17 protein-coding genes are annotated in these 18826 nt (G+C 62.7%); 2 read left to right on the top strand and 15 right to left on the bottom strand.

Going from position 1 to position 18826, the window contains the following annotated elements; genetic code table 11:
- Window positions 1-186: 186 nt before the first annotated feature.
- Together gltA and gltX are read right to left on the bottom strand one after the other, a co-directional pair.
- Window positions 187-1482 (bottom strand): citrate synthase, encoded by a 1296-nt coding sequence (gene gltA / locus QZ498_RS06920; RefSeq protein ID WP_294621083.1) that lies wholly within the window; start codon window positions 1480-1482, stop codon window positions 187-189.
- Between the two features lie 73 nt (window positions 1483-1555).
- Window positions 1556-2965, bottom strand: a complete 1410-nt coding sequence (gene gltX / locus QZ498_RS06915; RefSeq protein WP_294621082.1) for a glutamate--tRNA ligase — start codon at window positions 2963-2965, stop codon at window positions 1556-1558.
- A gap of 80 nt (window positions 2966-3045) precedes the next feature.
- Here gltX and QZ498_RS06910 point away from each other — a divergent pair, with 80 nt between their 5' ends.
- Complete coding sequence (locus tag QZ498_RS06910) at window positions 3046-5073, top strand: ComEC/Rec2 family competence protein (protein ID WP_294621081.1); 2028 nt, start codon at window positions 3046-3048, stop codon at window positions 5071-5073.
- On the opposite strand, the gene lexA is transcribed toward QZ498_RS06910, so the two are convergent.
- From lexA to QZ498_RS06880, 6 genes are all read right to left on the bottom strand, one after another.
- Window positions 5067-5768, bottom strand: a complete 702-nt coding sequence (gene lexA, locus QZ498_RS06905; protein ID WP_294621080.1) for a transcriptional repressor LexA — start codon at window positions 5766-5768, stop codon at window positions 5067-5069. The genes QZ498_RS06910 and lexA overlap by 7 nt on opposite strands.
- A 172-nt stretch (window positions 5769-5940) precedes the next feature.
- Window positions 5941-7113 (bottom strand): gephyrin-like molybdotransferase Glp, encoded by a 1173-nt coding sequence (glp, locus tag QZ498_RS06900; protein WP_294621078.1) that lies wholly within the window; start codon window positions 7111-7113, stop codon window positions 5941-5943.
- Entirely contained in the window at window positions 7110-7586 is a 477-nt protein-coding gene (gene moaC, locus QZ498_RS06895) for a cyclic pyranopterin monophosphate synthase MoaC (protein WP_294621077.1), read from the bottom strand. The genes glp and moaC overlap by 4 nt, the downstream gene beginning before the upstream one ends.
- Before the next feature lies 1 nt (window position 7587).
- Window positions 7588-8403 carry an indole-3-glycerol phosphate synthase TrpC gene (gene trpC / locus QZ498_RS06890; RefSeq protein ID WP_294621076.1) on the bottom strand — a complete coding sequence of 272 codons (816 nt, stop codon included), beginning with the start codon at window positions 8401-8403 and terminating at the stop codon, window positions 7588-7590.
- Window positions 8400-9422 carry an anthranilate phosphoribosyltransferase gene (gene trpD, locus QZ498_RS06885; protein ID WP_294621075.1) on the bottom strand — a complete coding sequence of 341 codons (1023 nt, stop codon included), beginning with the start codon at window positions 9420-9422 and terminating at the stop codon, window positions 8400-8402. The genes trpC and trpD overlap by 4 nt, the downstream gene beginning before the upstream one ends.
- Window positions 9419-10000 carry an aminodeoxychorismate/anthranilate synthase component II gene (locus QZ498_RS06880; RefSeq protein WP_294621074.1) on the bottom strand — a complete coding sequence of 194 codons (582 nt, stop codon included), beginning with the start codon at window positions 9998-10000 and terminating at the stop codon, window positions 9419-9421. The genes trpD and QZ498_RS06880 overlap by 4 nt, the downstream gene beginning before the upstream one ends.
- Window positions 10001-10128: 128 nt before the next feature.
- On the opposite strand from QZ498_RS06880, the gene QZ498_RS06875 reads away from it, so the two are divergent.
- Window positions 10129-11541, top strand: coding sequence for a divergent polysaccharide deacetylase family protein (locus QZ498_RS06875; protein ID WP_294621073.1), 1413 nt, complete (start codon window positions 10129-10131; stop codon window positions 11539-11541).
- A gap of 188 nt (window positions 11542-11729) precedes the next feature.
- Here the strand turns inward: QZ498_RS06875 and QZ498_RS06870 are convergent, their stop codons facing one another.
- The 7 genes from QZ498_RS06870 to QZ498_RS06840 form a co-directional block, all read right to left on the bottom strand.
- Window positions 11730-12275: a pseudouridine synthase gene (locus QZ498_RS06870; RefSeq protein ID WP_294621071.1), complete on the bottom strand. Its 546-nt coding sequence runs from the start codon at window positions 12273-12275 to the stop codon at window positions 11730-11732.
- 40 nt (window positions 12276-12315) lie between these two features.
- On the bottom strand, window positions 12316-12921 hold the full coding sequence (locus QZ498_RS06865) for a rhodanese-like domain-containing protein (protein WP_294621070.1): 606 nt from the start codon (window positions 12919-12921) through the stop codon (window positions 12316-12318).
- 83 nt (window positions 12922-13004) lie between these two features.
- The gene (trpE, locus tag QZ498_RS06860; protein ID WP_294621069.1) at window positions 13005-14516 is read right to left on the bottom strand and encodes an anthranilate synthase component I; all 1512 of its coding nucleotides are present in this window, start codon (window positions 14514-14516) and stop codon (window positions 13005-13007) included.
- Window positions 14517-14528: 12 nt separating this feature from the next.
- A complete protein-coding gene (locus QZ498_RS06855) occupies window positions 14529-16373 on the bottom strand; it encodes a peptidyl-prolyl cis-trans isomerase (protein WP_294621068.1) in 1845 nt (614 codons plus the stop codon).
- A gap of 44 nt (window positions 16374-16417) precedes the next feature.
- Window positions 16418-17623: an aminotransferase gene (locus tag QZ498_RS06850; RefSeq protein WP_294621067.1), complete on the bottom strand. Its 1206-nt coding sequence runs from the start codon at window positions 17621-17623 to the stop codon at window positions 16418-16420.
- 79 nt (window positions 17624-17702) lie between these two features.
- Entirely contained in the window at window positions 17703-18200 is a 498-nt protein-coding gene (gene gpt / locus QZ498_RS06845) for a xanthine phosphoribosyltransferase (protein ID WP_294621066.1), read from the bottom strand.
- 10 nt (window positions 18201-18210) lie between these two features.
- Complete coding sequence (locus tag QZ498_RS06840; RefSeq protein ID WP_294621064.1) at window positions 18211-18819, bottom strand: LysE family translocator; 609 nt, start codon at window positions 18817-18819, stop codon at window positions 18211-18213.
- Between the last annotated feature and the right edge of the window lie 7 nt (window positions 18820-18826).

The following is an 18826-nucleotide window of genomic DNA, read 5'->3' as shown; positions in this document are numbered from 1 at the left end:
CCTTCATCGGGTTGCGGGGGGAGGGAAAGCCCGTTGTGCCGATGGTCACGCGCGTGCAGTAAAGGTCGGGTAAAGCGGGAAAGGCTGCGTCCAGTGAGTTTAAGTAAAATTGAACCTAGTTCGCGCAACCGAAAAAGGCCGACCCGCGGATGACGGATCGGCCTTCTATCTTCTTTTGACAGTGGGTTACCGGTTTTCGATATCCACGTAGTCGCGCAGCGTTTCGCCATGGTAAAGCTGACGCGGGCGGCCGATTTTCAACTGCGGGTCCGAGATCATTTCTTTCCACTGTGAAATCCAGCCCACAGTACGCGAGAGCGCGAAGATGGGGGTGAACATCGAGGTGGGGAAGCCCATGGCCTCAAGAATGATGCCGGAGTAAAAATCCACGTTCGGGAAGAGCTTCTTGTCGGTGAAATAGGGGTCGGCCAGTGCGGCCTTTTCCAGTTCCTTGGCGACCTGAAGCGTCGGGTTGTCTTCGACGCCCAGAAGATCGAGCACCTCGTCGGCGGATTGCTTCATCACCTTGGCGCGCGGATCGAAGTTCTTGTAAACCCGGTGACCAAAGCCCATCAGGCGGAAGGGGTCATCCTTGTCCTTGGCGCGCGCGATATATTCGGGAATACGATCAGGCGTGCCGATTTCCTGCAGCATCTCAAGGCAGGCCTGGTTCGCACCGCCATGCGCCGGCCCCCAGAGGCAGGCGATGCCAGCCGCGATACAGGCGAAGGGATTGGCGCCCGAGCTTGAGGCCAGACGCACCGTGGAGGTGGAGGCGTTCTGCTCGTGATCGGCGTGCAGGGTGAAGATGCGATCCATCGCGCGGCTGAGGATCGGGTTCACCTCATAGTCAGCCGCAGGTACGGCAAAGCACATGCGCAGGAAGTTCGAGGCATAGTCGAGGTCGTTGCGCGGATAGACGAAGGGCTGACCGATGGAATACTTGTAGGCCATGGCCGCGATCGTCGGCAGCTTGGCGATCATGCGGATCGACGCGACCTCGCGCTGCCACGGATCGGAGATATCGGTGCTGTCGTGATAAAAGGCCGACAGGGCCCCAACAACGCCGACCATGATTGCCATCGGATGCGCATCACGGCGATAGCCGCGGAACAGATACATCATCTGTTCGTGGATCATGGTGTGATTGGTCACGCGCGATTCGAAATCTTCCAGCTGCGCGGGCGAGGGCAGTTCACCGTAAAGCAGCAGGTAGCACACTTCGAGGTAATGCGATTTCTCGGCCAGTTGGTCGATCGGATAGCCGCGGTGCAGCAGTTCGCCCTTGCCCCCGTCGATATAGGTAATGGTGCTGTCGCAGCTTGCGGTCGAGGTAAAGCCCGGATCATAGGTAAAGACACCCGCCTGCGCATAAAGCTTGCGGATGTCGATCACGTCGGGGCCTGCCGTCGGCGAGTGAATGGGCAGCTCGTAGTCCTTGCCGTCAATCGTCAGCTTGGCGGTTTTGGTGCTATCGGCCATTGGGATCCTCCCTCAATCAAGCCCACGCCGTGGCGCGTCGGGGGCTGGTTAATCTATCAGCCTTTCGAGAAGGTTAACCACTCTCGCAGGCGGCATCGGTGAGCCGGGCAATCGTTTCCTCTCGCCCGAGCACGAGCATCATGTCGAACACACTCGGTGTCGCGCTGCGGCCTGCCAGTGCAGCCCGCAGGGGGCCGGCCAGCTTGCCGAATTTCATCTCGTGGGCTTCCGCGAATTGCATTGCGCAGGCTTCGAGACCATCGCGCGACCAACTAGCATTTTGCAACTGCGGCGTCAATTCATTCAGTATACTACGGGATACATTGTCGAGGTTCCTGGCGGCTTTCTCGTCAGGCTCGATTGGCCGATCAGACAGGATAAATTCTGCTTTTTCAAGAAGTTCCGGGAAGGTCTTCGCGCGTTCTTTCAGGCAATACATGGCTTTTCCCATCAACGTCTTTTTTTCCTCGGACAGAGAGGCCTGGCCGGTACTCTTCAGAAATTCCTGCAATTCATGCAGCAATGCAGCATCGTCGCTTGCGGCGATATGCTGACCACAGAGGTTGTCGAGCTTCTTGAAATCGAAGCGCGCGGGCGATTTGCCGATCCCGCCAAGATCGAACCACTCTTGCGCCTGAGCGTCGGTGAAAAACTCGTCGTCGCCATGGCTCCAGCCAAGCCGCGCGAGGTAATTGCGCATGCCCGCCGCCGGATAGCCCATCTTCTGGTATTCATCGACGCCGAGCGCGCCGTGGCGTTTGCTGAGCTTTTTACCGTCGGGGCCATGGATGAGCGGGATATGCGCATAGGTGGGCAGCGGCCAGCCCATGGCTTGGTAAACCAGCATTTGGCGGGCGGCGTTGTTGAGGTGATCGTCGCCGCGGATCACATGGGTGACGCCCATGTCGTGGTCGTCCACCGCTACGGCGAGCATGTAGACCGGGCTGCCATCGCTGCGCAGCAGGACCATATCGTCAAGCTGATCGTTGCGGATGGTGACATCGCCTTGCACCTCGTCGCGGATTACCGTCTGGCCGTCGCACGGGGCCTTGAGGCGGACCACATAAGGCGCGTCGGGGTGCGTGGCCGGGTCAGCCTCGCGCCACGGGCTTTGAAACAGGGTAGAGCGTCCCTTGGCGCGGGCCTCTTCACGGAAAGCCTGGATTTCCTCTTGCGTCGAGAAGCATTTGTACGCGGTGCCTTGGCCCAGCATTTCGAGTGCCACGTCGCGGTGACGGTCGGCGCGCTCGTATTGGCTGATCACGTCGCCGTCGTGGTCGAGACCAAGCCATGCCATGCCATCAAGGATCGCTTGTGTGGCCTCTGGGGTAGAGCGCGCGCGATCGGTATCCTCGATGCGCAGCAGGAATTGTCCGCCGCGCCCGCGAGCATAAAGCCAGTTGAAGAGCGCCGTGCGCGCCCCGCCGATATGCAGGAAACCGGTGGGCGAGGGGGCGAAACGGGTGACGACGGGGTTGGCCATGGACGAGATTAACCTTTCGGTAAGCATGTGGGGCGTAGCGTTTGGGCCTGTCTAATGCTGCACCGGAAGGGAGACAAGACTTGGCCCGCAGCCTTGCCCCGTGGCACGCCCTTGTTGACGCGTGGTTGGCGCAACGTGGACATCTTTTTGCCTGGGCTCCGGTGTGCCTTGGGCTGGGCGTGGGGATTTACTTCTCGCTTGGGTGGGAGCCGGGCTTGGCCCACTATGCTGCGCTCCTTGGCCTGATCCTGTTCGGTTTGGTCTTGACCCGATGGCTTGGCCTTTGGGCACCTTTCGTCTGGGCCGTGGTGCTGGTGGCGTTTGGTCTTTGTCTTGCCGGGGCGCGCGCGCATCAAGTAGCCGAGCCTGTGATCGGCTGGCGGTATTACGGGCCGATCGAGGGGCGGATCGTGGATATAGACCGCTCTGCTTCCGATGCGTTGCGCCTGACCCTCGATCAAGTGGTTCTGGACGATGTCAGGCCGAGCCGTACGCCGGCGCGGGTCCGGGTCTCATTGCATGGTCGGCAAGGGTTCATCACGCCAAAGCCGGGGATGGTGGTGATCCTGACGGGGCATTTGTCGCCCCCCGGGGGGCCGGTGGAGCCCGGCGGGTTCGATTTTCAGAGGCATGCATGGTTTCAGAGGCTGGGAGCGGTTGGGTACACCCGCACGCCGGTTCTGACGCTGGAGCCGCCGGGCGAGGGGCTGTGGATGTTCAAGGCGCGTATGTGGTTATCTGACCGCGTGCAGACAGGTTTGCCCGGTGAGGCCGGTGCCTTTGCCGCCGCGATCATGTCTGGCGACCGCTCGGGCATGGGGCAGGAGACCCTGCGCGCCTTGAGAGCGACCAACCTTGCGCATCTCTTGGCGATCTCGGGGCTTCATATGGGGCTGTTGGCCGGGTTCGTCTTTGCGGCGTTTCGCGTGGGGTTTTCACTGGTTCCGGCCGTGGGCCTTCGGGTGCCGGCGAAGAAGATATCGGCGCTTGGGGCTTTGGCGGTGGCGGCGGTCTATCTGGGCCTGTCGGGTGGCAACGTGGCGACCGAACGGGCTTTTGTCATGGCGGCGGTGGCCTTGGTCGCGGTCATGGCGGACCGGCGGGTCTTGTCGTTGCGTGCTGTCGCCGTGGCTGCGTTGATCGTTCTGGTTTTGCGGCCAGAGGCCCTTTTGGGTCCGGGGTTCCAGATGTCCTTTGCCGCGACAACCGCCTTGGTTGCAGTATTCGGGTGGCTGCGTGATGCCAAGGTACCGCTTGGCCCGAAGTGGTTTCGGCCTGTGTTTGCTGTCGTGGTATCTTCGGCGGTGGCGGGAGCCGCGACCGCGCCGGTGGCGGCGGCGCATTTTAACCAGTTTGCGCATTACGGGTTGGTTGCCAACTTGTTGAGCGTGCCGTTGATGGGCGTGTTGGTCATGCCCGCGGCCGTGCTGGCGGTCTGTCTCATGCCCCTCGGACTCGAGGTCGTGGCGCTTTGGATCATGGGGCTGGGGCTGGATTGGATCTTGGGCGTGGCGCATTGGGTGTCTGGGCTTGAAGGCGCCAGGGGAACAGTGGTGAGTCCCTCGCCCGTGGTTTTGCCGCTTTTGGCATTCGGAGGCTTGATCGTTGTGCTGTGGCAAGGCCGCGCGCGATGGATCGGGCTTGCGCCCGCGGCCTTGAGCATGGTGCTTTGGATGAACACGCAGCGCCCGGATGTGCTTATCGCGGATAACGGTAGTCTGATCGGGGTGATGACCGAGAAGGGGCGGGCGCTCAACCGTGCGCGAGGATCAGGCTTTGTTGCGATGAACTGGCTGGAAAACGATGGGGTCGCCTTGGAGCAGGAGGCAGCGGCGGCGCTTTGGCGGGAGGGGCTGGCGCCGGTGCCGATCATCGCCTTGCGAGGCAAGCGGGCCGCCGCAGGCTTTGCCGGCTGTCGCCCCGAGGATTGGGTGGTGATGAACACCCGGCCCGAGGCGGGTGGCCCGCTCACGGGTCTGCCATGCAAGGTGTTGCATCCCGGAACCCTGCGCAAAAGTGGCGCATTGGCGCTTTATATCGATGATACAGGGGTCAGGGAGGTCAGCGCGCGCCAGATCACCGGCGCACGCCTGTGGAACGATCAATAGGTGCGAATGAGGCCCACAAGACGGCCCTGCACCTTGACCTTCTCTTCCGGCAGAACACGCGTTTCATAGGCCGGGTTGGCGGCCTCAAGCGCGATGGCATTGCCCTTGCGGTAGAATTTCTTGAGCGTCGCCTCGTGATCTTCGACCAGCGCCACGACGATATCGCCGTTATCGGCGGTCTTGGTTTCCCGGATCACGACGATGTCGCCATCGTTGATGCCCGCTTCGATCATCGAGTCGCCCTTGACCTCGAGCGCGTAGTGATCGCCTTGGCCGCCCAGCATGCTTTGCGGCACGGCCACGTTGTGACTGACTTGTGCAATCGCCTCGATCGGCACACCGGCAGCGATCCGGCCCATCACGGGCAATTCCATGGCGCCTGCCACCTCAACGGGCATGGCATTGGCGGGTTGATCCGTTTCGGGCTTTTCGCCCTCGATCACGCGGGGGGAAAAGCCATGGCTGGCCTCGCCGCCCATGCTTTCGGGCAATTTGATGATTTCCAGCGCCCGCGCCCGATGCGCCAGACGACGAATGAACCCACGTTCTTCGAGGGCGGTGATCAGCCGGTGAATGCCGGATTTGGAGCGCAGATCCAGCGCCTCTTTCATCTCGTCAAAGCTGGGCGGGACGCCGTCGCGTTGCACGCGAGTATGGATGAACTCCAGTAGATCCAGTTGTTTTTTGGTGAGCATGACACACTCCCTCCAAGACCACGTGTTTCTTTTTGTTCTACGCATGTTCTTGTTTTGTGTCAACTGGTGCAATGCAGGCCAACACGCGTAAGGCCTTCTTCTGTTTATAAATATCCCGGGGGAGACGTTGAAAATCCATGGATTTTCAACGTTGGGGGCAGCGCCCCCGACCTCACAAGGTTAGGTATTCAATTACCTCGCCCGCTTTTCTGGGCGGGTCCCCCGCGGGGCGGATCATTAAGGCATTGGCATTGGCCAGCACAGACAAAAGCGCGCTGTCCTGGCGCGGCTCGGGGGTGATTTCCCCGTCCTTCACCTCGGCGCGCATGTAATGTTCGCGCGGTCCGTTCGGATCAAGGTCATGGGCCAGCCGGGCCTCTTGCCGGGCAGGCAGGGTTGTACCAAGGCCCAACATGCAGCGGATCATCGGGGCCAGAAAAACATGCCCGCAGACCATGGCGGAGACCGGATTGCCAGGCAGACCGACCATGGCGGCCTCGCCCATGCGCCCGGCCATCAGGGGTTTGCCGGGGCGCATGGCGACTTTGTAGAAACTGCGCTCCATCCCAAGGCTGGCGGCGACATCGCCCACAAGATCATGGTCGCCCACCGAGGCCCCGCCGATGGTGACCACCAGATCGGCGCCTTGGGCCAGATCGAAACAGGTCACAAGCGAGGCGCGGTTGTCGCGGGCAATGGGCAGGATCCGGGCCTTTGCGCCCATGCCCTCAAGCATGGCCTTGAGGCCGAAGGTGTTCGACGCGATGATTTGGTCGGGGCCGGGGGTGTCGCCGGGCATGACCAGCTCATCCCCGGTTGAGATCAGCGCCACTTGCGGTTTGCGGGTGACGGTCACCTCGGGGATGTTCATGGCGGCCAGCAGAGCGATATCGGTGGCGCGCAAGCTGCGTGGCGCGCTGACCTCTTGGCCGGATTTGAAATCGGCCCCTTGGGGGCGGACGAAGGGGTTGTCTTCAAGGCTGTCGTTGATGGTGATCTTATCGCCATCGCGGGTGACATCCTCTTGGATCACCACGCGGTCGGCCCCTTGGGGCAGGGGTGCGCCTGTGAAGATGCGGGCGGCTTGGCCGGATGAAACGGTGCCGTCGAAGGCATGGCCCGCCGCGGCCTCGCCAATCACGGTCAGGGTTTGGCCGGGCTTTGCATCCTCGGCGCGCACCGCATAGCCATCCATGGCGGAGGCCGTGAAAGGCGGCTGATCGCGGTTGGCTTTCGCCGGGGCCACCATGCAGCGCCCCGCTGCCTCGGCCAGCCCGACTTGTTCGGTGGGCAGCGGGGCGACGAGGGAGAGAAGGTGGTCAAGGGCCTCGGCGACGGTGATCATGTTGCCTCGTAGCGGCCGGATTTGCCGCCGTCTTTCAAGAGCACGCGGATGCCGCCGATTTCCATGGCTTTGTCCACCGCCTTGGCCATGTCGTAGACCGTGAGGCAGGCGGTGCTGACAGCGGTGAGGGCCTCCATCTCGACGCCGGTTTGGCCGGTGGTTTTGACGGTGCCTTCCACCCGCACCCCCGGTAAATCCGGGTCGAGCGTGAGTTCCACGGCGACCTTGGTGACGGGCAGGGGGTGGCAAAGCGGGATCAAATCGGGGGTTTTCTTGGCCCCCATGATGCCCGCGAGGCGGGCCACCGAGAGGACATCGCCTTTCTTGGCGCGGCCTTCGGCGATGATGTCATAGGTGTCGTGGGCCATGCGCACGTGGCCTTCGGCCACGGCAACGCGGGCAGTCACGGCCTTGTCCGAGACATCGACCATATGGGCATCGCCCTTGCCGTCGAAATGGGTGAGGTCCGCCATATTACATGCCTCCGGCGGTGAGCGGGTTTGCCAGCAGGGTGCGCGTGGCCGCTGCCACGTTGTCTTGGCGCATCAGCGACTCGCCGATCAGGAAGCTGCGCGCGCCATAGCGGGCCATTTCGGCCAGATCCTCGGGCGTGTTCAACCCGCTTTCGCAGACGATCATCCGGTCGGGCGGGACCAGCTTGGCGAGCTTTCGGGTGGTGTCGAGCGTGGTCTCGAAGGTGTTGAGGTTACGGTTATTGATGCCGATCATGCGGGAATTGAGCGCCTCGGCGCGCTCCAGTTCCTCGCGGTTGTGTACCTCGATCAGCGCGTCCATGCCCCATTTTTCGGCGGCCTCTTCCAGCTCGTTCGCCTGTTGGTCGCTGACACTGGCCATGATGATCAGGATGCAATCTGCGCCCCATGCGCGGGCCTCGGCCACCTGATAGGGATCATACATGAAATCCTTGCGCAAGACCGGCAGATCGCAGGCGGCGCGCGCTTGTCTGAGGAATTCCGGTGCGCCTTGGAAGCTGGGCGTATCGGTCAGGACCGAGAGGCAAGTCGCGCCACCTTCGGCATAGGCGCGGGCCAGTTCGGCGGGCTCGAAGTCCTCGCGGATGAGACCCTTGGAGGGACTGGCCTTCTTGATTTCGGCGATCAGGCCATAGCCCTGCTTGGAGGCTTGCAGAAGCGCATCGGCAAAGGGGCGGACAGGGTCGGCGTCCCGCGCGGCGGCCTCGACCACCTCTAACGGGTGCTCGGCCTTGGCGGCCTCGATTTCGTCGAGTTTGTAGGCCTTGATCTCTTCAAGGATGGTCGGCGTGGTCATGCGGCCTCCGTGGTGATGCGGGCGAGTGTTTGGATGCTGGAAAGGGCGGCCCCGCTTTCGATGCTTTCGATGGCACGGGCGACCCCTTCTTTCGGATCGTCTGTTTTCCCGGCCACAACAAGGGCCGCCGCCGCATTGAGAAGCACGGCGTCGCGATAGGCCCCCGGCGCGCCTTCGAGAAGGGCGCGGAAGGCCTTGGCATTGTCCTCGGGCGTGCCGCCAAGGATGTCTTCGAAGGGATGCACGGGCAGGCCGAAATCTTCGGGGTGCACTTCGGTTTCGGATATATCGCCGTTGTCGCCCAGTTGTGCCACCCATGTGATACCGGTGATGGTCATCTCGTCGGTGCCGTCCGAGCCATGCACGAGCCAGGCCTTTTCAGAGCCCAGTTGTCCAAGGGTTTCGGCCATCGGGCGAATGAGGTCACGGGAAAAGGCCCCGGTCAGTTGCCGTTTGACCCCCGCAGGGTTGGTGAGTGGCCCGAGGATATTGAAGATTGTCCGCGTGCCCAGTTCCGCCCGAACGGGGCCGACATGGGCCATGGCGGGGTGATGCATGGGGGCCATCATGAAGGCAATGCCCGCTTGATTCAGTGCGCGTTCCACCACATCCACACCAACCATGACGTTGACGCCCATTTGCGTTAGCGCATCTGCCGCGCCGGATTTGGAGGAGAGATTGCGGTTGCCGTGCTTGGCCACGGGGACCCCTGCACCGGCCACGACAAAGGCTGTGGCGGTTGAGATGTTCAGCGTGCCTTTGCCGTCCCCGCCGGTGCCGACGATATCCATGGCACCTTCGGGGGCTTGGACCTTGTTGCATTTGGCACGCATCACAGCGGCGGCGGCGGCGTATTCATCGACAGTTTCGCCACGGGTGCGCAGGGCCATGAGAAAACCGCCCATTTGGGCCGGGGTCGCCTCGCCCTCGAATAGCGTGGTGAAGGCGGCTTCGGCCTCGGGACGGCTTAGCGGACGGTCGGCGGCTATGCCGATCAGGGGTTTGAGCGCGTCACTCATGCGGGGACCTTCATGGTATTGAGGAAGTTCTGCAATAGGGCATGGCCGTGTTCGGAGGCAATGGATTCGGGGTGGAATTGCACGCCTTCGATGGGCAACTCGCGGTGTTTGAGGCCCATGATGGTGCCATCCTCAAGGTCAGCCGTGATTTCCAGAACATCGGGGCAGGTGGCGCGTTCAACCACCAGCGAATGATAGCGCGTCGCCTCGAACGGGGAGGGCAGCCCGGCAAACACGCCTTGGCCGTTGTGGCGGACCTTGCCCATCTTGCCGTGGACGATCTCCGAATGTCGGATGACCTTGCCGCCAAAGGCTTGTCCTATGGTTTGATGCCCAAGGCAGACGCCCAGAAGCGGGGTTTTGGTTTCGGCAGCGGCTTCGGTCAGAGCAAGGCAGATACCGGCCTGATCGGGATCACAGGGCCCGGGGCTGAGCAAAATGCCCGCCGGGTTCATCGCCATGGCCTCTTGCACATTGAGCGCATCGTTGCGGCGGACCACAACCTCGGCTCCCAGTTCGCCCACGTAGTGGACGAGATTATAGGTGAAACTGTCGTAGTTATCGATTAGCAGCAGCATCTTGCCCGAACTCCGTGCAGAAAGGGGGGTGGAGGCCCGGCCCCCGGTCGCGGTATACTTGTTCAGTCTTGCACGGAAGCGTCAAGGGGCGCATAGGTGTGAAAACGGGCAAATCAGGGGGCAAAGCAGTGGCACGTGGGATTTTCTCGGGATTCATTGTCGGCGGTGTGGTGTCGGGGGCCGTTCTTGGCGCGGCCTCCCTGTTCACGGAGGTGCCGGGGGTAAAACCGCCGGAAGCGACGGCAGTCGACGTGCCCGCAGGTTCCGAATTCGATCAGTCGCGAGAAGACCGGGAGGCGGAGTTGCCCGAGGTGAGCAAGTCGCCAGATGCGGGTGATGCCCCGAAAGTCAGCGTGCCCGAGCCTGATGATCTGTCCTCTTTGGAGGGTGCCGATACCGATCCGGCGGCGCAGCCGGAAACCGGGGCGGCGGAAGGCACCTTGTCGGAGCCTGACATGGGGGATGCAAACGCGGGTGTCGAGGTGGATAGCGACAGCCCGGTTTTGCCCAGTCCGCAGGCCATGGCCCCGGAGGCACCGGAGGGGGAGGAGGATCTTTCGATTTCCACCGATCCGGCGCAGCCGCAGCAGCCCGAGGTGGAAGGTTCGGCTTTCCCGAGTGAAGAGGAGAGCAACGCGGAGCCGTCAAACGCGGCGGAGGGGTCTGACGCAGAGAGTTCTGACGATCAGCCAGAGACCGAGGCGGCCACTCCGAGTGACGCTGGGACCGATGCCGAGGCTGCGCCGGAAGAGGAGGCGCGCGAAGGCACGATTGGCGATATGGCCGAGGGTGTGACCACCAACCGCCTGCCGTCCGTGGGCCAAGCCCCCGAGGAAGAGGCGGTTGTGGAAGAGGCGACCCCTGACCTGCCACCGCTTGAGGCTTATGCGGCCGAGTTCGAGAACCCCGAAGACAAGCCCTTGATGTCTATTGTGTTGATCGACGATGGCAGCAGTCCGATCGGCTTTGATGCCTTGTCGAGTTTTCCCTATCCGTTGAGCTTTGCCATCGATGCTGATTGGCCGGGCGCGGCGGAGGCGGCGGCGAAGTATCGGGCCGCCGGGTTCGAGGTGCTGGCGATGGCGGATTTGCCGGCGGGGGCCAGCGCGGCGGATGCGGAAGTGGCCATGCAGGCCTATCTTGATGCCGTACCCGAGGCGGTGGCCATCCTCGAAGGGACCGAAACCGGGTTGCAGAGCGACCGTGAGGCCGCCGAGCAATTGGCGCCTATCCTGCTGGACAGCGGGCATGGGGTTGTCATGCATCCCAAGGGTCTCAACACGGCGCAAAAACTTCTTTCCAGAGAAGGGGTTAGCGCGGCCAGCGTGTTCCGGGATTTCGATGCCAAGGGGCAGCAGGCCACGGTTATCCGGCGCTTTCTGGATCAGGCCGCCTTCAAGGCCGGACAGGAAGAGGGCGGTGTGATCATGCTGGGCCGGATGCGCGCCGAGACTGTCAGCGCGCTGCTGTTGTGGGGATTGCAGGACCGGGCGAGCCGGGTGGCGCTGGCGCCGGTTTCGGCCATTTTGAGGGCTGAATAGGCCTGTCTGTAAAACGTCGGTATTTTGTCGGTATTGCGTCGGTGGGAATGACTGATGCGCCGAGATGCCCTGTGTGATCGTGAAAGGGTTTTTCGCGGCCGTCCTTGAGAGCGGGCCGGATGCCCGGTGGCGGGTGTCGGTATTTGAGTATTTTGGGAAAGATGAAGAGGGGCCGTTGTGCCCATTTTTCAGGCTTCGCGCCAGGTGCCGGGGGTGAGGCCATCGAGGCTGTGTTCGCCCACGCGCCAGCGGATGAGGCGTAGGGTCGGCAGGCCGACATGGGCGGTCATGCGGCGGACCTGACGGTTGCGGCCTTCGGTGATGGTGATTTCCAGCCAGTGATCAGGCACGGATTTGCGATAGCGCACTGGCGGGTCACGGTCCCAGATGTCAGGCGGGTCGATTTGCCGGGCCTTGGCGGGGCGGGTAGGGCCATCCTTGAGCGTGACGCCCTTGCGCAGGGCGGCAAGCGCCGCTTCATCCGGGGCGCCCTCGACTTGGACGAGATAGGTTTTCTCGGTCTTGAAGCGCGGGTTTGACAGCCTTGCCTGTAGCTTGCCGTTATCGGTGAGCAGCAAGAGCCCTTCGCTGTCACGATCCAGTCGTCCGGCGGGGTAGACGCCGGGCAGGTCGATGTAGTCAGAGAGCGTGGTACGGGGGCTGTCGGCGGTGCCCTTGTCGGTGAATTGCGACAGCACCCCGTGGGGCTTGTTGAACAAGATGAGCCGGGTCATGGGGGCATCACATGCCCCAGGGTGACCCGGCGCGCAAGGCTCAGTTGGTGAGCAGGCCTTCGGTGATCTTGTAGGTCCAGTCGCCGCCTGCGTTCTTCCAGCCGTTGACGGTGCGTTTGCCGGCGTCGGATTTGTCGCCTTCGAAGCCGTCGACCACGGTGTAGGCGGGCGTTTCGACGCCAGCCTTGGCCAGCTTGTCGACGGCCTTGGCACTGCGCCCGCCGGAGCGGCAGATGATCAGCAGGGCGGCGGGGTCATTGGCCGCGACATAGGCTTTGACTTGATCGACAAAGCCGTCGTTCGGCATCATTTTGTAGGCGCTTTTCTTGGGATTATAGGTATGGGCCGGATCGACATTCATGAAGGGAATGTTGGCATCCGTGTCAGTGGCATAACCCACGAACATGGTTTCCTCGGGGCTGCGAATGTCGATCAGGGCAACATCGTCGCGCTCCTTGAGAAGGGCGATGGATTCGGCGGCGGTGATGTAGTGGCCGGGTTCATTGGTCTTCTTCTTGGGCAGATCGGCCTCGTTCACCGAGGTTTCGATCATGGCGCCGTGATTGTCGGCGAAGCTGGGCGCGGAGATGGGCAGGGCGAGCGCCAAGGCAAGGGCCGAGGTGGTGAGAAGGCGGGCAAAGGGCATGGGGTGTCTCCTGTTCATAACACATATTGCATTTCGCATGTGTTCTGACTAAAGGTGATTGACGCCCCTATCTTTGATGTGGATCAACCGTTGCCATCGCCGGTAAAGCGCGCGGCATCGGCGGCGGCGCGGCGAATGGCGTTCGATTTATGAACGGTTTCCATATATTCGGCCTCCGCATCGCTGTCGTAGACGACGCCGCCACCGGCCTGAATGTAAAGTTTCTCGTCCTTCACCACCGCCGTGCGCAGCGCGATGCAGACATCCATATCACCCCGCGCCGAGAAATAGCCGACACCGCCGCCGTAGACGCCGCGTTTTTCCGGCTCAAGCTCATCAATGATTTCCATGGCGCGGACCTTGGGCGCGCCCGAGACCGTGCCAGCGGGCAGACCGGCGAGCAGGGCGGAGAGCGCGTCTTGATCCTCGGCCAGCTCTCCCACCACGTTGGAGACAATGTGCATCACGTGGGAGTAGCGTTCGATAATGAATTCCTCGGTCGGGTGGACCGAGCCGATGCGCGCCACGCGGCCCACATCGTTGCGGCCCAGATCGAGCAGCATGAGGTGTTCGGCCAGTTCCTTCTCGTCCGCCATGAGGTCGGCCTCATGCGCGCGATCTTCTTCGGGGGTGGCGCCGCGCGGGCGGGTGCCCGCGATGGGGCGTACGGTGACTTCGCCACCCATGACGCGGACGAGGATTTCGGGGCTGGCGCCCACCACCTGAAAGCCGCCGAAGTTGAAGTAGAACATGAAGGGCGAGGGGTTGGTGCGCCGCAGGGACCGGTAAAGCGCAAAGGGCGGTAGCGGGAAATCCTGCGTCCAGCGTTGCGAGGGGACGACTTGGAAGATGTCGCCCGCGCGGATGTATTCCTTGGCCTTTTCAACGGCCTGGTGATAGCCCTCGCGCGTGAAATTTGAGGTGGGCGGGCCGGGTTCATGGGCTTCGCCCAAGCCACGGGAGGCTTGCGGCAAGGCGCGTTCAAGGTCGCGCACGGCGTCCATCACCCGCTCGGCGGCCTGTGCATAGGCGGCCTTGGCGGATTGGCCGGAGGCGGCCCAAGCGGGGGCAACCACGGTCACTTCGCCTTTGACGCCATCGAGAACGGCGACCACCGAGGGGCGCATCATCACCGCGTCGGGCAGGCCCAAGGGATCGGGGTTCACATCGGGCAAGTGTTCGACCAGCCGGATCATATCATAGCCCAAGTAGCCAAAGAGGCCGGCACTGGCCGCCGGAAGGTCCTCGGGCAGGTCAATGCGGCTTTCGGCGATAAGGGCGCGGAGGGTGTCGAGCGGGTGGCCTTCTTGATCCTCGAAGGCGTCGCCATCGAAACGGGCATCGCGGTTGATGCGGCTCGTCTCACCGTGGCATTGCCAGATCAGATCGGGCTTCATGCCGACGATGGAATAACGCCCGCGTACCTCGCCGCCGGTCACCGATTCCAGCACGAAGGCATCCCGCGCGGCACCGGTGAGTTTGAGCATCACCGAAACCGGCGTATCGAGGTCGGCGGCAAGGCGGGTATAGACGACCTGATTTTGGCCTGCCTCGTACCCCTTGGCGAAATCCGCGAATGTCGGTGTCAGCTCCACGTCAGGGCACCTTTACTGGAAGTTGGAATGCACGGCGTTGAGCGCGCCTTGATTGAGTTCGATACCCGCGCGGGCGCGGATATCGTTGGCCAGAAGCTGGAACAGGTCCTGTCCCATGCCCGAGGCGGCCTGATCGCGCAGCAAGCTGTTGATCTGTGCGAGGTCCTGATCTTCGGGGTTGGGTTCGTGGACATCGTCGAGGCGCAGCAGGAACACGCGGCCGGTGCCGGGGACAAAGCGCGCCTCACCTTCGGTCATGCCAAATACGATCTCGATGAACTCTGGCGGTGTGTCGGGCTGGAAGCCGCGACGGGTGATGCCTTCGGCGCTGTTGGTGGGCAGGTCGAGATCGGCAAAGGCGGTGCCTTGGGCGATGGCGCTCCGGGCCTGTTCATATTCGCTTTGGAGAGCGTCGACCACGGCCTGTTGGCGCCAGCCTTGGACAACGGCGTTGCGGACGCTGTCGAGCGGTTGAACCTCTGGCTCCACGATCTGGTCGAGGCGCATGGCGTAGATGCTGCCGTCTTCCAGTTCGAGCACTTCGGCGAAGTCATCCGTGCCGAGGTTTTGTGCCTTGGTGCGGAAACCGGCATAGGCGCCGATCCCCTCGGACACGCCGGGATGCCAATCAATCGAACCCAGTTCCATATCCGTTTCATTGGCCAGATCCTCGACCGTGGCCCCGGCGGCCAGCAGGTCGTCGATGGATTCGATGCGGGATTCGATGACGCGGCGGGCGCGGTCACTGGCCAATTCGTCACGCAGTTGGGGTTCGGCCTCCTCAAAGCTGGTCTCTTGCGCGGCCAAGATGGCATTCACGCGGAACAGCGCAGGGCCGACGGGGCTTTGGGCGGGACCGACCACATCACCGACCTCGGCGTTGAACACCGGGCCGGTTGCCGCGTCCAGATCATCGCGGGAGACATCGCCCATGTCGACATCGGCAAGCTGGAGACCGCGTGCGGCGACTTCATCCTCGAAGGAGGTCTCACCGCTTTCGATCCGGTCGGCGGCGGCTTGGGCCGCGGCTTCGTCGGGGAACACAAGACGTTCAACAAGGCGGCGTTCGGGCTGGATGAATTCTTCGGCGCGGGCGTCGTAAGCATCGCGCAGGGCTTCTTCATCCACCTCGACTGTGTCGATGATCATCTCGGGCGTGAGCCACGCATAGGTGATCTTGCGGGTTTCGGGGGTGGTGAACTGCGCCACGTTGGCTTGATGATAGGCCTGAAGGTCTGCTTCGGTGGGTTCCGGCAGGCCTATGGTCAGATCGCCGCGGTCCAGAATGGCCCAGGTCACGTCACGCTCTTCGCCGAGATAGCGCAGGACGGTTTCCGAATAGGCCTCGGGCATGGCGACACCGGCCATGACCGCCCCCTGCAAGAAGGCACTCGCGGTTTCGTTGCGCAGGTCTTCTTCGAACTCGACCTCGCTCAAACCGGCTTGATCGAGGGCGAAGGCATAGGCCTCGCGGTCAAAACTGCCGTCGACTCCTTGGAAACCGGGGATCGTCACGATTTGTTCACGCAGGGCTTCGTCGCCAACCGAAAGCTGCAAACGCTTGGTTTCATGGATAAGCGCCGCTTGGGCGACAAGGCGACTGAGCACGACGTCTGGAATGCCTTGCGCTTCGGCTTGGGCAAAGCTGACGGTTTCGCCCCGTTCGGATTCAAGCGCGCGGATCTCGTTTTGGAGGGCGCGGGAGTAATCGTTGATGTCGATTTCGGCCTCGCCGACCGAGCCGACGCTGCGCACGGTGCCCGAGAGATTGGTGATGCCAAAGCCGCCAAGGCCGAGGATCAGCAGGCCCATGAGGATCCAGACAAATGTTTTCGAGATGCTTTTTCGTGCGGACATGCGGCCCCCGTCAGACGGCGTTGGATTTGATTGTTCGGGTTTGTCTACGCGCTGTCATGCGCAGGGGCAAGGGGCCAGCGGAGGCTTGCCAGCCTGTCGAAGAGCATGGCAATCCCCGCGCGGTCGACATTGGCGAAAGCGACGCGCATTTCGCGTTCCCCGGCAGGGTCGTCGACCGGGCGGAACATGGTGCCGGGAAGCAGAAGAACCCCCGCTTCGCGCACCAGCTTCGGCGCGAGTTCGCCGGAGGCTTCGGCAAAGGGGTGTTGCAGGTAGGCGAAATAGGCCCCGCAGCCCAGAAGTCGCCAGCCCTCGGCCTCGAGCCTTGGCATGTTGTCATGTATCGCGGCGCGGCGGTCCAGGATTTCGGCGCGTTCCCCGGCCAGCCATTGGCCTAGGTTCTGCATCCCCCAAAGGGCCGCGATCTGGCCCAATTGGTTGGGGCAGATGGTGACGGTATCGAGAAACTTTTCGGCCTCAGCCAAGCGTGCGGGGCTGGCCACCATGGCGCCCACGCGGTGCCCGGTCAGACGGTAGGCCTTGGAGAAGGAATAGAGCTGAATCAGGGTGTCGCCCCAATCGGAATCGCTGAACAGATCATGCGGCGGCGCGGGGCGGGCATCAAAGTCGCGGTAGGTTTCATCAATGATGAGGGCCAGCCCGTTTTGCTTGGCCAGTTCATAGAAGGCGCGGACCAGATCGGCAGGATATTCGACGCCACCGGGGTTGTTGGGGGTCACCAGAACGATGGCGCGTGTACGGTCATTGATCCGCTGCGCGGCCTTGTCAGGGTCGGGCAAAAGCTCGGACCCACAGGGTAGGGGAATGGCCTGAACCCCCGCCATATCAAGCCACATTTTATGATTGAAGTACCAAGGGGTTGGCAGGATGACTTCATCTCCTTCGGCGCAGAGGGTGGCAATGACCGCGCAGAAGGCTTGGTTGCAGCCCGAGGTGATGGCGACGTTCCCGGCGGTCAGGTCACCGCTGTAGGAGGCGGACCATTGCGCGGCCAGTTCATCGCGCAGATCGGGGTTGCCAAGGACGGGGCCGTAGAGGTGGGCCGAGGCGTTGTTTAGCGCGGCCTCGGCAATGACTTGGCGCAGTTGTTCAGGCGGCGGGTCGACCGGCGCGGCTTGGCTGACGTTGATCAGCGGGCGGTCGTCGGGGAATGTCACGCCCTCAAGCCAGCGGCGTGCCTCCATCACGGGGGGTGAGAAAGTGGTGGCGGTGCGCGGTTTCGTTGTCATTGGGGTCTCCTTGATCGCTTGTCACTCCTCACGGAGTTCCGCGCGAAGAGGGCGCGCAGGCGGCCGATGAGCGCCCGGTTCACGCCCCGCGGTAGGGTTCGACGTATTGCAAGGCCATGTCCCAGGGGAAGAAAATCCAGGTGTCCTGGCTGACTTCGGTGACATAGGTATCGACCATGTCGCGGCCCATGGGTTTGCCGTAGACCGTGGCGACATGCGCCTTGGGCATATGTTTGCGCACCACCTCAAGCGTTTTGCCGGTATCGACCAGATCATCGACGATCAGTACGCCTTCGCCATCGCCGACGATGTCCATATCGGGGGATTTGATCACGCGCGGCTCGCTTTGGGTTTGGTGGTTGTAGGATTTCACGCTGATCGTGTCGACCACGCGGATGTCGAGTTCGCGCGCCACGATCATCGCCGGGGCCATGCCGCCGCGGGTGATGGCGACCACGGCGCGCCAGCCATCCTCGGGCGCTTCGCCTTGCAGGCGCCACGCCAGCGCGCGGGCGTCGCGGTGTAACTGGTCCCAGCTGACGTGGAAGCCTTTCTCGTGTGGCAAACGGTTGGTCATGCTTTTGTCCTTATCGTTCAGTCAGCAGCCGCAGGCCGAGAATGCCAAGGATGCTGGCGGCCACACGGTCGAAGATGGATTTGAGGCGCAGATAGCCGTCACGCGCGGGTTTTGTCGAGAGGGCAAGGGCAAAGAGGCTGTAGGCGATCCATTCGACGATCAGGTGGTTCGTCACGATCAGGGCCTTTTGCGCCAATGTCAGGTCGGGTGGGAAGATGACAACGAGGACAGAGGCGGCGAAGAGCACCGACTTGGGATTGGCAAGGTTGACCATAAGACCGGTGCGGAAGGCGTGGCGGCGTGGGGCGGGGGTGCCTTGTGTGTCAAGGGCGGCTTGCGCGTTGCGCCACATGCCGTAGGCGATCCAGAGCAGGTAGGTGGCGCCGATGATCTTCATAGCGAGGTAGGCCCATGGGAAGAGCGTGAATATCGCGTCCAGTCCCAGAAGCGCCATCAGGGTCCAGATTGCGGCCATGGTGCCAAGCCCAAGCCCGGTGGCAAGACCTTGGGCGCGGCCACCGCTGAGCGTGGCTCGGATTGACAAGAGCATGGCCGGGCCGGGGCTGGCCAGCGCGGCCAGCAGGGACAGGTTGAAGGCGATGAGCTGCGTGAGTTCCATTGTCGGC

Source organism: uncultured Roseovarius sp. (assembly GCF_913057115.1).
Taxonomy (GTDB): Bacteria; Pseudomonadota; Alphaproteobacteria; order Rhodobacterales; family Rhodobacteraceae; genus Roseovarius.
This window is presented reverse-complemented; position numbering and strand designations above follow the sequence as displayed.

Bases quoted from the DNA above. Each gene is read 5' to 3' on its own strand.
- gltA (WP_294621083.1), bottom strand. From the start codon at position 1,482: ATGGCCGATAGCACCAAAACCGCCAAGCTGACGATTGACGGCAAGGAC.
- gltX (WP_294621082.1), bottom strand. From the start codon at position 2,965: ATGGCCAACCCCGTCGTCACCCGTTTCGCCCCCTCGCCCACCGGTTTC.
- lexA (WP_294621080.1), bottom strand. From the start codon at position 5,768: ATGCTCACCAAAAAACAACTGGATCTACTGGAGTTCATCCATACTCGC.
- glp (WP_294621078.1), bottom strand. From the start codon at position 7,113: ATGATCACCGTCGCCGAGGCCCTTGACCACCTTCTCTCCCTCGTCGCC.
- moaC (WP_294621077.1), bottom strand. From the start codon at position 7,586: ATGGCGGACCTCACCCATTTCGACGGCAAGGGCGATGCCCATATGGTC.
- trpC (WP_294621076.1), bottom strand. From the start codon at position 8,403: ATGACCACGCCGACCATCCTTGAAGAGATCAAGGCCTACAAACTCGAC.
- trpD (WP_294621075.1), bottom strand. From the start codon at position 9,422: ATGAGTGACGCGCTCAAACCCCTGATCGGCATAGCCGCCGACCGTCCG.
- QZ498_RS06880 (WP_294621074.1), bottom strand. From the start codon at position 10,000: ATGCTGCTGCTAATCGATAACTACGACAGTTTCACCTATAATCTCGTC.
- QZ498_RS06870 (WP_294621071.1), bottom strand. From the start codon at position 12,275: ATGACCCGGCTCATCTTGTTCAACAAGCCCCACGGGGTGCTGTCGCAA.
- QZ498_RS06865 (WP_294621070.1), bottom strand. From the start codon at position 12,921: ATGCCCTTTGCCCGCCTTCTCACCACCTCGGCCCTTGCCTTGGCGCTC.
- QZ498_RS06855 (WP_294621068.1), bottom strand. From the start codon at position 16,373: ATGTCCGCACGAAAAAGCATCTCGAAAACATTTGTCTGGATCCTCATG.
- QZ498_RS06850 (WP_294621067.1), bottom strand. From the start codon at position 17,623: ATGACAACGAAACCGCGCACCGCCACCACTTTCTCACCCCCCGTGATG.
- gpt (WP_294621066.1), bottom strand. From the start codon at position 18,200: ATGACCAACCGTTTGCCACACGAGAAAGGCTTCCACGTCAGCTGGGAC.
- QZ498_RS06840 (WP_294621064.1), bottom strand. From the start codon at position 18,819: ATGGAACTCACGCAGCTCATCGCCTTCAACCTGTCCCTGCTGGCCGCG.